1 pseudogene is annotated in these 568 nt (G+C 77.6%); it reads left to right on the top strand.

Annotated elements, in window-relative coordinates:
* Positions 1–568: pseudogene (locus KUM32_RS38795) on the top strand (DUF3417 domain-containing protein); the annotation flags it as partial.

Here is a 568-nt window from a genome sequence, read left to right as displayed (position 1 = left end):
ATAGTGCGCCGCACCCTCACGACGCTGGGCCCCAAGGTGCTTGCGGGGCGGATGGTGCGCGAGTACGTCGAGAAGCTGTACGTGCCGGCCGCCCGGGCCCACCGCGCGACCAGCGGGCCCGCCGCCCGGGAACTCGCCCAGTGGAAGGCCCGGGTGCGGGCGGCCTGGCCGGGCGTCGCGGTGGACCACGTCAAGGCCGAGAGCGAGCCATCCGAGGCCCCGGCTCCCGGCGCGCCGCCCGGACCCGCCCCGGAGGAGGTCGGCGCCGGGACGCCGGGCGAGGGGGAGTGCGCCACCGTCGAGCTGGGCACCACGCTGACGCTGCGGGTCAGGGTCTCGCTCGGCGACCTGACGCCGGACGACGTCGAGGTGCAGGCCCTGGCCGGCCCGGTGGACGAGGCCGACCGGATCGGCGCCGCCCGCGCCGTCCCGCTCAAGCCGGTCGGCGGGCCGAGCCTGGAGGGGCACTGGTCGTACGCGGGCCCGCTCGCCCTCGACCGCTCGGGGCCCTACGGCTACACCGTCCGCGTCCTGCCCTGTCACGAACTCCTGGCCAGCGGCGCCGAGT

This window comes from Streptomyces sp. AC627_RSS907 (assembly GCF_019049165.1).
The sequence above is the reverse complement of the archived record's forward strand: the minus strand, read 5'-3'. Positions and strand labels throughout refer to the sequence as shown.